Annotated in this window: 11 protein-coding genes and 1 pseudogene; 3 read left to right on the top strand and 9 right to left on the bottom strand. The window is 41.0% G+C overall.

Annotated features, from left to right (window positions below):
• Position 1: 1 nt before the first annotated feature.
• Both BWD47_RS11715 and BWD47_RS11710 read right to left on the bottom strand, forming a co-directional pair.
• On the bottom strand, positions 2-427 hold the full coding sequence (locus tag BWD47_RS11715; RefSeq protein ID WP_036966040.1) for a GNAT family N-acetyltransferase: 426 nt from the start codon (positions 425-427) through the stop codon (positions 2-4).
• A gap of 2 nt (positions 428-429) precedes the next feature.
• A complete protein-coding gene (locus BWD47_RS11710; RefSeq protein ID WP_036966037.1) occupies positions 430-630 on the bottom strand; it encodes a DUF3283 family protein in 201 nt (66 codons plus the stop codon).
• 134 nt (positions 631-764) lie between these two features.
• On the opposite strand from BWD47_RS11710, the gene BWD47_RS11705 reads away from it, so the two are divergent.
• The gene (locus tag BWD47_RS11705; RefSeq protein WP_230235931.1) at positions 765-1,466 is read left to right on the top strand and encodes a transporter substrate-binding domain-containing protein; all 702 of its coding nucleotides are present in this window, start codon (positions 765-767) and stop codon (positions 1,464-1,466) included.
• Here the strand turns inward: BWD47_RS11705 and BWD47_RS11700 are convergent.
• The 4 genes from BWD47_RS11700 to zntR form a co-directional block, all read right to left on the bottom strand.
• Positions 1,463-1,708 (bottom strand): DUF1289 domain-containing protein, encoded by a 246-nt coding sequence (locus tag BWD47_RS11700; protein ID WP_036966031.1) that lies wholly within the window; start codon positions 1,706-1,708, stop codon positions 1,463-1,465. The genes BWD47_RS11705 and BWD47_RS11700 overlap by 4 nt on opposite strands.
• Before the next feature lie 162 nt (positions 1,709-1,870).
• Entirely contained in the window at positions 1,871-3,001 is a 1,131-nt protein-coding gene (locus BWD47_RS11695; protein WP_074988933.1) for a 1-acyl-sn-glycerol-3-phosphate acyltransferase, read from the bottom strand.
• A gap of 153 nt (positions 3,002-3,154) precedes the next feature.
• A complete protein-coding gene (locus tag BWD47_RS11690; protein ID WP_083633664.1) occupies positions 3,155-4,486 on the bottom strand; it encodes an SO_0444 family Cu/Zn efflux transporter in 1,332 nt (443 codons plus the stop codon).
• Complete coding sequence (gene zntR / locus BWD47_RS11685; RefSeq protein ID WP_083202809.1) at positions 4,470-4,883, bottom strand: Zn(2+)-responsive transcriptional regulator; 414 nt, start codon at positions 4,881-4,883, stop codon at positions 4,470-4,472. Before zntR ends, BWD47_RS11690 begins: the two co-directional genes overlap by 17 nt.
• A gap of 92 nt (positions 4,884-4,975) precedes the next feature.
• On the opposite strand from zntR, the gene BWD47_RS11680 reads away from it, so the two are divergent.
• Together BWD47_RS11680 and BWD47_RS11675 are read left to right on the top strand one after the other, a co-directional pair.
• Positions 4,976-5,920 (top strand): D-2-hydroxyacid dehydrogenase, encoded by a 945-nt coding sequence (locus BWD47_RS11680; protein ID WP_065979680.1) that lies wholly within the window; start codon positions 4,976-4,978, stop codon positions 5,918-5,920.
• A 161-nt stretch (positions 5,921-6,081) separates the two neighbouring features.
• Positions 6,082-6,465 carry a DUF3192 domain-containing protein gene (locus BWD47_RS11675; protein WP_036966020.1) on the top strand — a complete coding sequence of 128 codons (384 nt, stop codon included), beginning with the start codon at positions 6,082-6,084 and terminating at the stop codon, positions 6,463-6,465.
• A 36-nt stretch (positions 6,466-6,501) separates the two neighbouring features.
• Here the strand turns inward: BWD47_RS11675 and BWD47_RS11670 are convergent, their stop codons facing one another.
• The 3 genes and pseudogenes from BWD47_RS11670 to BWD47_RS11660 all read right to left on the bottom strand — a co-directional run.
• Positions 6,502-7,419 (bottom strand): diguanylate cyclase, encoded by a 918-nt coding sequence (locus tag BWD47_RS11670; protein WP_074988935.1) that lies wholly within the window; start codon positions 7,417-7,419, stop codon positions 6,502-6,504.
• A complete protein-coding gene (locus BWD47_RS11665; RefSeq protein WP_065979679.1) occupies positions 7,388-10,828 on the bottom strand; it encodes a PAS domain-containing hybrid sensor histidine kinase/response regulator in 3,441 nt (1,146 codons plus the stop codon). The genes BWD47_RS11670 and BWD47_RS11665 overlap by 32 nt, the downstream gene beginning before the upstream one ends.
• A gap of 62 nt (positions 10,829-10,890) precedes the next feature.
• Positions 10,891-11,148, bottom strand: a pseudogene (locus BWD47_RS11660) (PhoH family protein); the annotation flags it as partial.
• Positions 11,149-11,213: the final 65 nt, after the last annotated feature.

Below are 11,213 nucleotides of genomic sequence, written 5' to 3'. Positions count from 1 at the left end.
ACTAACTTGGCGCGGTGTCACACGTAAAGTGCATCGCGACGATATTGCGATGCGCATATACCTCAAACAACGATTGCAAAGAATTGGGTAATGTTAATGTATAGTTAAACCCATTTACTAGATAGAAATCAATCAGATTTTCATAGGCAAAGGTAAAAACTGTCCCTTTTTGTTCAGCAATAAGCGTGGTGAGTAACTGTGAGGCTACTTTTTTACCTCGCCATGCAGCATCAACATACAGAGTTGATAAAAATAAAAAGCCCGCTTTATTTTGAACCCGACATGCCGCAACGATATTCAAACCATGGTACGCCACCCACACTTGATCAGCTTTAGTGGCACGCCCCCGCGCATTGTGTTTATCGTAAAACTTATTTACCAACGGGGTTTTGATTGCGTCAAGTAAACAAAATTTCAGCTCCGTCATGATTAACTCATTAAGGATAAATAATGCTCAAACTGTTGTTTTAAAAAGGCTTGCTCTGACATAGGACGATTATTAATTGCTGTATACACCCCTTCGCGGGTATTTTTTCCACGCTTAATCTGGTAGGCCCAAAAAGAGGCTTCGTAGTCTAATTGAATTTGATATTTTTGCTCTCGAGGCAATTTACATAAATTAAAGCTCATACTTTCTCAGCAACAGTGTATTGATTTATGAAGTATAACAAAGTTGCTTCAAATTAATCGCCTATTTTAAACCTTGATTTTGGAAACACATAACAGTAAATTAACGCCGAATACATGCTCGCAAGGAACGCACGTTGCCAAAATTTCTGATACCTAGTTTGACCATTATTCTGCTGTTTTTTTGCTTTCCTAGCAGCGCAAATTCTCATATTTTAATTTTTAATCGCCCAGCCGACACACCGCAAGCACGTTATGTGGTTGACTTATTGAGCACCGCTTATAAAGAGATAGGTTATGAGCTTCACGTTATTGATTTTAATCATCAAGGTTCGTTAGCAGCTGCAAACCAAGGTGTGCTTGATGGACAGTTAGGGCGTATTGATTTTGTTACCCGCGATTATCCAAATTTATTAAAGGTCGACTTTCCCCTGTTCGAATTTAACCTTGTGTTATTAAAAAACTGCAAGCAATGCAATTATCGTGATCTTAAGTCACTCGCTATTCAGTCAAGTTATCCCGCAGCACAGAGCTACATAGAAGAAAATCCCATTAAAGGTGATGTGATAAAGGTAAGAAACGTCACGGCTCAATTGAATTTATTGACTCAAAAACGCGTTGAAGGCACCATTTTATTAGACTTTTTACTCTCTACAAAACACCCTGACTTTAACCAAGCGGCTTTTAATAAAGAGATTTTAATGTCGATGCAAAGCTTTCACTTTGTGCATAAACGCCACGCAGCACTTATTCCGCAACTGACAAATATTCTTAAAAAGCTTGAAGCCGATGGCACGGTGCGCACGCTAAAAACGAAATACAATCTCACCGAGTTTTAAAAATCAAATCCGCCTTGTTCAGGTGTCGGTTGGTTATTTTCTGCCAACTGTTTTTTCTGTAAATAACGCTTATAACGCTGCTGACATAAGCTGATTACTTTGCGTTTTTCAGCATTACTCAGCTGATTCCAGTAAAACCGTTCATCGCGACTGCGATAACAGCCTTTACAATAGCCCCGATTATTAACCTGACAAATCCCTTTGCAAGGGCTTGGGATCTCAAATATTTCAATTTGTTGCATCACAATTGCCAGTTAATTAATCATCTTAGAAGTATAGCCCGAAAATTAATCATAAAAAAAGCCACTTCAAAAAGTGGCTCATTTAACGAATCAAAACATTGCTTAAAAAAGTAATTAGCACATTGATTTAAATGCGAACGCATTCTATCAACTTTAGATTATTTAATCTGATTCGCTCGTAGAAAGTTCTGCTTTGCGATGAAAAGGTTTCGCGTACATTGCTAAAACCAGTGGCTTTAACTCTTCAGGTACTTTAGCTAAACGCGCATTAAACGCTTCAGCATCTTTTTTATCAATCACGGCCTGCTTACACCCCCCCGCAATATAGTTACCTGGGTGTAAGAAAAACGAATCAACAATTTGCTGGTCAATCGTTTTTGCAAGCTCTTCTGGTGACTCGCAGCCAGATTCAATTGGCTCACCAAACGCTAAATGTACATGCCCTTTTGCTGTGCTAAAGCCCTCAACAATGCTGGCAATGTCTTCACCTTGTTGCTTTACATATTGGCCGTGATGCTGTTTGTGATAAAGCTCTTTCGCTTTCGCAATCGCACACGGTTCATATTGATACGAGATAGAGACTGGCACTATTTTTAATTCGCGAACGTAATCAGCAAATTCTTTTTTCTGTTTACGACCTTGTAGCTGCAACATTTTAAGCAGTGCAGGATCCGTTTGATCAAAACCATCTTTTGCACGCCCTTCTTTTTGTGCAATCCAAATTGAATGGCCCTCTGACAATGAATCATAAATATAGGCTGAGAGTTGTGATAACGCTTTGAGCATTTCTTTGGGTGCTTTTGCTGAACGTTTCACTATAAAGCTTTTATTTAAGCGCATTAACTCAGTGATATACGGAATTTGCAGCAAATTATCACCAATGGCGATGCGCACTGTCGGCATGTTGTGTTTAAACAAACCCCAGTTAACTAACGCAGGATCCAAGACAATATCGCGGTGATTTGAAATGAACAAATACGCTTGTTTTGGATCCAGTTTATCAAGACCCGAAAATGTCACTTCAGATGTGGTACGGGTGATCAGTTTATTTAAATAGCTGGCCACCTCTTGTTGAACTTGCTCAACAGATTGCGTATTTCCCCACTTTTTTCTTAATTGCTGGCGCACTAATGGGCGAGTTATAAATGGAAAATAAGATAAAAAGCGCGGCAGATTATACTTGGCGATAACATCCACAAAGGCATTATCAGCAATTAATCGGGCGACTGAATCAGCGACTTCGTCATCATTGTAAGGTCTAATATCGGCGTATTTATCCACACATTCACTCATAAAAACTGCTTAAGTTAAAAAACGGCACGCATGGCGTACCGTTTAAATAGTTGGCGGATTATAACTCAGGCAATTTTAAATGCGAACCGAGACGCGATAGTTAACCTAAATATTTCCTTATACTGATAAAATTTTTATTTTTACAACAATTAATTAGGCAATGCTCTTACCAGTATCAACGAACTTTTTTAATGCCATTTTAAACACTAATCTCAGCATTAAAATAGCCAAAATGATACCCGAAGCAAGGCTTAACCAATGCGGTAGAACCTCGTGTTCAGTGCCCATCATGGGAGCCACTACAAAGCCAAATTCATCCACTAAGTAATCCGTTAAAAAGCCAAACAGTAAAGCCATTCCGATTACCCCAGTTAAATAAGCAAACACCGCGCGTTTACCTAACTCCTTTCCCACCACTCCCAAGGTGGCGATATTCGTCGCAGGACCTGCAAGCATAAACACCAATACCGCACCAGGGGATACGCCACTTAACAGTAACCCTGCTGCTATCGGGGTCGAGGCAGTCGCACAAATGTACATTGGTATACTAATCAGTATCACCACCAGCATCGCAAAAATACCGCTTCCCCATTGACTTAAATAAGACTCAGGAACATACGTTTGCACTAGCGCCGCGAAAAAGAGACCAATCACCAGCCACACCATGGTGTCTTCTAACAGTTTATTGCAGCTAAAACGAATAGCGCGTTTAAATTTAGCAACACGGCTCTCTATCGAAAGACTGGGCTTTTCGCTTTTACAGCAACGGTCTGCTTTTATCGATGCAGAATCTTCAGTGCTAAAGCCGCTCGGCTCTTTTTTAATTTCAGCCGAAGCATTACTGCTGCAACAGCTCGACTCTTTTTTAACTTCAGCTGCGATATTACTGCTGCAACAGCTCGGCTCTTTTTTAACTTCAGCCGAAGTATTACTGCTGCAACAGCTCGACTCTTTTTTAACTTCAGCCGAAGTATTGCTGCTGCAACAGCTCGGCTCTTTTTTAACTTCAGCTGCGGTATTACTGCTGCAACAGCCTGCACTATTATCATCTGCAGTGGCGGCTTGATGCTTATGCTGTGAATGAATTTCATGGTCTTTCCCAACCAAGACACCCGCAGCTATCGCGCTGCACACCGCTGCGATTGGGCGTATAATGGCCATAAATGGTCCCAATAAAACATACGAGACTGACACTGAATCAACGCCTGTTTCGGGTGTTGAAACTAAAAATGCCGTCGTCGCACTTTTCGATGCTCCCGCTCTTCTAAGCCCTATTGCTGCTGGAATAACACCACACGAACACAATGGCATAGGCGCACCAATAAAAGCAGCCTTAATGGTTGTCCAAAGCCCCTCTTTTCCTAAGTGACGATTGAGAAAATTGGCCGGTAAATACACATTTAATAAACCAGCAATCAATAAACCTAACATTAGCCATGGGGCAGATAATAAGAATAACTGCCAAAAATTATTGAGTAAGTCCATCAATATCCTCCAGTGTCGTCAGTATCGAGCAGTTCTCAGCGGGCTCTTCACCACCACAACATTTATCTGCTAATAATGAAAGAGAGTCATAAAAACGCGTGAGTTCAGCAATGCGTGCGGCCACTAAATCACGTTTTTGTAATGTCATTGCTTTAACCTCATGGCATGAATGCTGATTTTTATGAAACTTAATTTGCAATAACTCTTTTATTTCAGACAGACTAAAACCAACGTTTTTTGCCCGCAAAATGAACGACATTTGCTTGTAATCTGCATCAGAGTAAAACCGATATCCCACCTCAGAACGCGAACTTGGCGTTAACAAACCATGTTTTTCGTAGTACCTTAACGTATCTGTTGAGACGCCTAATTGACGGGCAAACTCACCTATTTTCATCACTGTCTCCATTGTGAAGCGTTTATTTATTATGCTCACTATAAACCTTGGAGTACACCCTAAGGTCAAGCAAAAATTAATAAGGAAAGTATATGAATATCGTCGTCCTTGATGCCGCCACATTAGCAGACACTTCGTTAGATGAGCTGGCACAATTAGGTTCACTCACTTGCTATAACCTAACTAATCAGCACGAATTAATTGAACGCTGCCAAGACGCTGATGTAGTAGTAACGAATAAAGTAGTTATAAATCAACAAGCAATGGCGCAGTTACCTCAATTAAAATTAATTTGCGTTGCTGCAACAGGCACCAATAATATTGATTTACCAGCAGCAAAAGCCCATAACATCGCCGTGACCAATGTGGCCGGATATTCAACACCTTCAGTGGTTCAACACACGTTTACATTGATCACCAATCTGCTTGGTAACACACACAAGTACATTCGTGATTGCCAGCAAGGTTTATGGCAGCAGAGTCCGATGTTTTGTCGCTTAGATTACAGCTTTAATGAAATAGCGGGGAAAACCTTAGCAATTATTGGCTACGGCTCGTTGGGCAAAGCGGTTGCTGAAGTTGCAACCGCATTTGGTGCCCATGTAATTATCAGTGAACGTAAAGGACATACACCGCGTGAAGGTCGCGTTAGTTTTGAGCAAGCATTAAAAACGGCTGATATAATCAGTGTTCACTGCCCGTTAACAGAAGAAACTCGCGATCAAATTGCGGCTCATGAGCTGAACATGATGAAACCCTCTGCCATCCTTATTAATACTGCCCGTGGAGGGATTATTAATGAGGCTGATTTAGCATCTGCGCTTGCTAATAATGTGATTGCTGGCGCGGGTGTTGATGTACTCAGTAAAGAACCCGCCGAGGCAGATAACCCACTTGCCCGATACACTGGCGACAATTTATTACTTACGCCGCACATTGCCTGGGCAAGTAAAGAGTCTATTATTCGCTTAGTGAAAGAAATCGCGTTAAATATCAAAGCATTTAACCAAGGAAATGAGCGCAATAGGTTGGTCTAAATTGCAATTTTTTGGTCAATTGAGCGAACTGGTTTGCAAAAAAGCTCCTAGCCAATTGACCAATTAAAAGCTAATCACTTGATTTAATTTACTTTTTAAAATGTGGCAAGCTGATTGCTAATTAAGAGCAACGTAAACATTAAATTCTAGGGAAAAAAATAATGAAAAAAGCACTTTTAATTGCAGCGCTTACTGCACCATTTTTAACTGGCTGTGTCATTGCAGTATCCGATGGTGAAGCTGAAACACATTGGGCAGGTGATTCATCGACGAGCTGGCAAAAACAGCACAAAAATAACCGCGAAATCATTTCGACTCTTGCACTTGATACTAACTACCAAGTGGTACTTAATAAACTTCACACCCCTAACTTCACTGAATTACTAAAACAAGGTGACGATGTTTACCAAGTATTGTTTTATGCCACTCATAGCATTCACTCTGATGGTAAAATGACAAAAGATGAGTGCACACCACTGGTATTTAAAAACGATAAGCTAATTGGCGTTGGTGATACCATTTATAAATCACTGAGCAATGGCTAATTAGCCGAAAATGGCAGAGTAGGCCTTGCCTACTCTTTACCCACTCACATTCACTAATCTCGACACAACTTGGTCACGTCCGCCATCTTTAGCCTGATATAACCCTAAGTCAGCTTCTTCAAGCAGCGTTTGTTCAGCGTATACTTGGCCTGTTTCTGTGGTCGCAATGCCGATACTAATTGTCACATGATCCGAATTTAACGAAGCGGTATGGGGAATACCTAAATTACTCACTGCATGTCGTAATTTATTAGCAAATGCGACTGCTTGTGTTGCCGTTGTATTAGGCAAAACAGCCGCAAACTCTTCCCCCCCATAGCGCGCCACAAAGTCACTGCCTCGCTCGCAGGCCCCAACAAGCGCATGAGCAATTCGTTTTAAGCAATCATCACCCGCTCGATGGCCATAGCAATCATTAAACCGTTTAAAATGATCCACATCCATGAGTAATACAGACAAAGGGGTTTGATCGCGACGACAGCGACGCCATTCTCGGGCAAGATTTTCATCTAGATAACGTCTATTAGGAATTTCAGTCAGGCCATCGATTGACGCTAGCATTTCGAGCAAGTCATTTTTTTGTTTGATTAATAACTGATTACGCACACGCGCACGAACAATCGCAGCACTAAAGGGTTTAGTTATATAATCCATCGCCCCCAGCTCGAGGCCTTTTGCTTCGTCGTCATGACTCGAGTTAGCAGAAATAAAAATAACAGGCAGCATATTTGTGACGGTATTTTCTTTTATTTTGCTCAGTACCTCATACCCATCAATACCGGGCATAACAATATCCAGAATCAATAAATCAACGGACTGTGTTTTTAAAAACGTCAGTGCCTTTTCACCACTTTCAACACAAAAAACATCATAATCTTGCTGTAATGTTTTTTCTAATACCAAACGGTTCAACGGATCGTCATCAACAATCAGTACCTTGGCTCTTTTTAGCATCTGTAGATCCTTGTTCGATGATAAATGCAATGACTTGTTTAATCTGCCACTGCAACTCATCGTTTAATAACTCAGGGAGTTCGCCTTGTGCTTTAAGCTTAGCCTCACATTGCTGAGCGCAGGCTGACAAACGTTTAAAGCCTAGATTACCGGCCGACCCTTTCACATTATGGACAACTCTGATCAACTCATCGGTGGTCTTTAATGTTGAAATTTGTAATAGCTGTTGTGCTGCCATGGTCGCAAACTTTGACAGCATAGTTAATACTAATTCTGTATTATTTGAAAACTGAGTGAGAACAAACGTACGGTCAAAAAAAGCCTGTTTCTGTACTTCAAGCTCACTCATCGCCAAAAACAGTGTACTGGCAACAATGGGTTTAGTGAGGTGTTTATTCATGCCCGCCGCAACGGATTGCTCTATGTCAGCCGCTTCGCTGTGCGCTGTTAATGCATAAATCGGCATTTGCTCTTTCGTGAATGACTGGCGAATTATACGCGTAGCTTGGCAGCCATCCATCTGGGGCATCTGAATATCCATGAAGATCAGGTCGGGTCTGAGACAATTAGCAAGCTCAATGCCCTTTTCACCACTGTCTGCACACACAACGGTGATATCGGCTTGCTCTAAAATACTTTTAATAATGCTTAGATTAAGTGGGTTGTCATCTACGGCTAACACTAATAGACCCGATAAATCGGCACTAGAAGGGAGGGATACAACCGCCTTTTTCGCCGGTTCGCTGGTTTTATCTAGCTGTAAGCAGAAACTAAATTCACTGCCTTTGCCTCGTTGACTTGCTAGTTTTATTTCGCCACCCATTAACGCCACTTCGTACTTTACAATTGCAAGCCCAAGCCCAACGCCTTGATGTGAACGCGTTAGTGACTCATCACCTTGTGTAAAGGCATCAAATAAGCGACTTTGATCCGCATCGCTAATCCCAATACCGGTGTCTTTTACAGCAAAGCAAATTAGTTGTTGTTCAGAGGTTTGTTCGACTAAGTTTAAACTTAATTTAACGCTTCCTTGCTCTGTGAATTTAGCGGCATTAGTCAGTAAATTACCTAACACCTGTTGTAAACAGATTTGATCGCCCCTTAGGTTAGAATTGATCTTTTCATCGCACTCAACGCTGAATTCCAACCCCTTCGTTTTACACAGTGGCGCGACGATTCCTTCGCAATAATTAATTAAATCAGACAGGCTAAAGGGGGCTTTAGTTAATTTAACTTGCGAACTTTCGGCTCGGGCAAAATCGAGCATACGGTTTAATAAAGACAATAAGCTGTTGGCTGCTGACTTCGCTTGCTCAGCATGTGTGCGCTGCTCCAACGACAAGCCTTGCAACGCAATCACATCTATTAGCCCCAGTACGGCATTAAGTGGGGTGCGTATCTCATGACTTAAATTGGCAATAAAGCGGCTTTTAGCTAATGTGGCACGCTCGGCGTCATTTTTAGCTTGTATTAAGTCAGTGATATCTTGGACATGGACAACAAAGTAATCTGGATTTTTTTCACCATTCCATACCAATGAAACACTAATTTGTAGCCAACATTTTTGTTCTTGCTGGGGCAAACTAAAGTGATACACTTTTTTCTTTTCGCTGAGCAATTCAAGTAAGGTACCTTTTAACGTGTCTAGTGATTGCTCGCCAAACAAATCATCCAACCTATATTGGCTGCTCAAGGTATCACTGCGTTCTAGTGAAAATATTTTACGCGCCGCTTTATTCATTTGCAGTACGCGGTAATCAAGAGACAGTAATATAACCCCATTAGCAGCGTACTCCATTGCACTGCGTAATTTGGCTTCAGAGCTTTGTAATGCGTTTAATGCCGCGTGCTGCTCAGTAATATCACGGCCTATCGCCATAGTTCCCAATAATTGTTGATGCTCGTTATAAAAAGGCGCAATACTCAAATGATAGGTTTTATCATTGGTTACTAAACGTTTTTGATACACTTGGCGGTCTTGTAATACTTGTCGCTCAAGTTCACTTAGCTCGCCGTTATCGTCACTGATATCACATAACTGCTGGCCAACGAGTTTTTCTTGCGGTAAACCGATATAACTCTCATACGCCTTGTTACAGCCTAAAAATGAACCATCAATATTTTTAAAATAAATAAGATCTGGCACATTATTAAGCATGGTGTTCAGTAAGGCTAAATGACGTTCTTTGGCATCAATACTGCGGCGCAATTGTTTTGATTTAACTTGCACTTGTGAATCAAGCGCTTTGTTCGCCTCTTGCAATGATTGAACAAGCTCTTCATTACGGGTAAAAACCCGCTTAACTCGGCTAAACCAAGGTTGCCAATCAGCAGGAATACGATAATTTACCAGTGTATGTTGGCCTTCATCATGTTTTTCTAGGTAATTCATCAAGTGAGTCATTGGCTTTACAAATATGCGCTGACTCAACCAAAATACCGCGCTGAACATCATGACTAAAAAAACACTTAAGAACACAAATTCTATAAACATGTCGTAGCGGACAGGCCCACTGAGTGCTTTTTGAGATTCAAAGTAACGGGTATAAATTGGTAAATCAGACGATGGTTGCACTAAGTGACTGTGACTTTTTGTGTTTTTGTTTATCTCACTTTCGGGCCAATAATCATCGGCATTAATCGCTGTTTTTAATATTTTACTTGAGCTGGCTATTACTTGGTTATCTTGATTAATGAAAATATATTCGCCGTTACTCGGGGCAATTTTCATTAACCACTTAGAGATTGCCTCTAAGTCATAAATTAAAATGATGTAGTCGTCGCTTTGTAACGCTCGTCTTTTTCCTATTGCAAAGTACGCGTGGCCATTAACAGTAATAACAGCACTTGAGGCCAGCGCTTTATCATTTAAACGCGACGGTCTAAATTTATTATCCAACACACTCGTCAGCAATTCACTTTCAGCTGTTGAACGGCGCTTTATATAAACAAAACCCTGTTCGTTAACATAGGCAACACCTTGCAACGATTGAATCAATGCCAGCGTTGTGTTGAACGAGGGCCCTAATGCAAGCACTTGACGCCACTGAGTAAGAGCAAAGGCAGTGGATGCAAATTTACCTTGCCCCACAATTTCACCCACTCCTCCCTTTATGGGTTGATAATAGTAGTGATCAAACTGATTTACATTGCGGGCCCAGTTGGGGTCGAAGTCATATGATAGTGGTTGCTCATACAACTTAAACATCGTATCAATCAATCCATCAGCCGCATGCATTGCATGACCAAGCTGAGCAGAGATATTATTAAAACTACTTTGTCGGCTTTCTTGTGAGCGTTCTAGCTTTAGATTATATAAGTGTAAACACAGAATAAACGCCACCAGCAATGGCACAATAAGCGCCACGGCCAGAGAACGATAATAATGCTTTAGTGGTAAAAAATTCACTCGATTTTAAGTACCTTGCCTCGGTAACACCTAGATTAACGAGGCAAAGATTCACTGGCAAGTTATAAATTTTCTTCAGCGAAGCTTGCCAAGCGACTACGAACAACACCATTCAAGTTAACGGTTGCACTTCCTTCAAAATTTTTAAATCGTTCAACAATATAGGTTAAACCTGAGGTAACAGGGGTTAAATAGTTACTATCGATTTGCGCTAAGTTTCCTGAGCAAATTAACTTCGTGCCCTCACCGCAGCGGGTGATTATGGTCTTCAATTGAGAGGCGGTTAAATTTTGACTTTCATCTAATATCACCCCCGAATTGATATAATACTATCATACCCTTAATAAACTTGAACAAAAAAGTTTTTACACACATACTCTAGCTA

Source organism: Pseudoalteromonas sp. PAB 2.2, from assembly GCF_001938575.1.
GTDB lineage: Bacteria > Pseudomonadota > Gammaproteobacteria > Enterobacterales > Alteromonadaceae > Pseudoalteromonas > Pseudoalteromonas lipolytica.
The sequence above is the reverse complement of the archived record's forward strand: the minus strand, read 5'-3'. Positions and strand labels throughout refer to the sequence as shown.

Coding starts and splice junctions, on each gene's coding strand:
- BWD47_RS11715 (WP_036966040.1), bottom strand. CDS start 427: ATGACGGAGCTGAAATTTTGTTTACTTGACGCAATCAAAACCCCGTTG.
- BWD47_RS11710 (WP_036966037.1), bottom strand. CDS start 630: ATGAGCTTTAATTTATGTAAATTGCCTCGAGAGCAAAAATATCAAATT.
- BWD47_RS11700 (WP_036966031.1), bottom strand. CDS start 1,708: ATGCAACAAATTGAAATATTTGAGATCCCAAGCCCTTGCAAAGGGATT.
- BWD47_RS11695 (WP_074988933.1), bottom strand. CDS start 3,001: ATGAGTGAATGTGTGGATAAATACGCCGATATTAGACCTTACAATGAT.
- BWD47_RS11690 (WP_083633664.1), bottom strand. CDS start 4,486: ATGGACTTACTCAATAATTTTTGGCAGTTATTCTTATTATCTGCCCCA.
- zntR (WP_083202809.1), bottom strand. CDS start 4,883: ATGAAAATAGGTGAGTTTGCCCGTCAATTAGGCGTCTCAACAGATACG.
- BWD47_RS11680 (WP_065979680.1), top strand. CDS start 4,976: ATGAATATCGTCGTCCTTGATGCCGCCACATTAGCAGACACTTCGTTA.
- BWD47_RS11675 (WP_036966020.1), top strand. CDS start 6,082: ATGAAAAAAGCACTTTTAATTGCAGCGCTTACTGCACCATTTTTAACT.
- BWD47_RS11670 (WP_074988935.1), bottom strand. CDS start 7,419: ATGCTAAAAAGAGCCAAGGTACTGATTGTTGATGACGATCCGTTGAAC.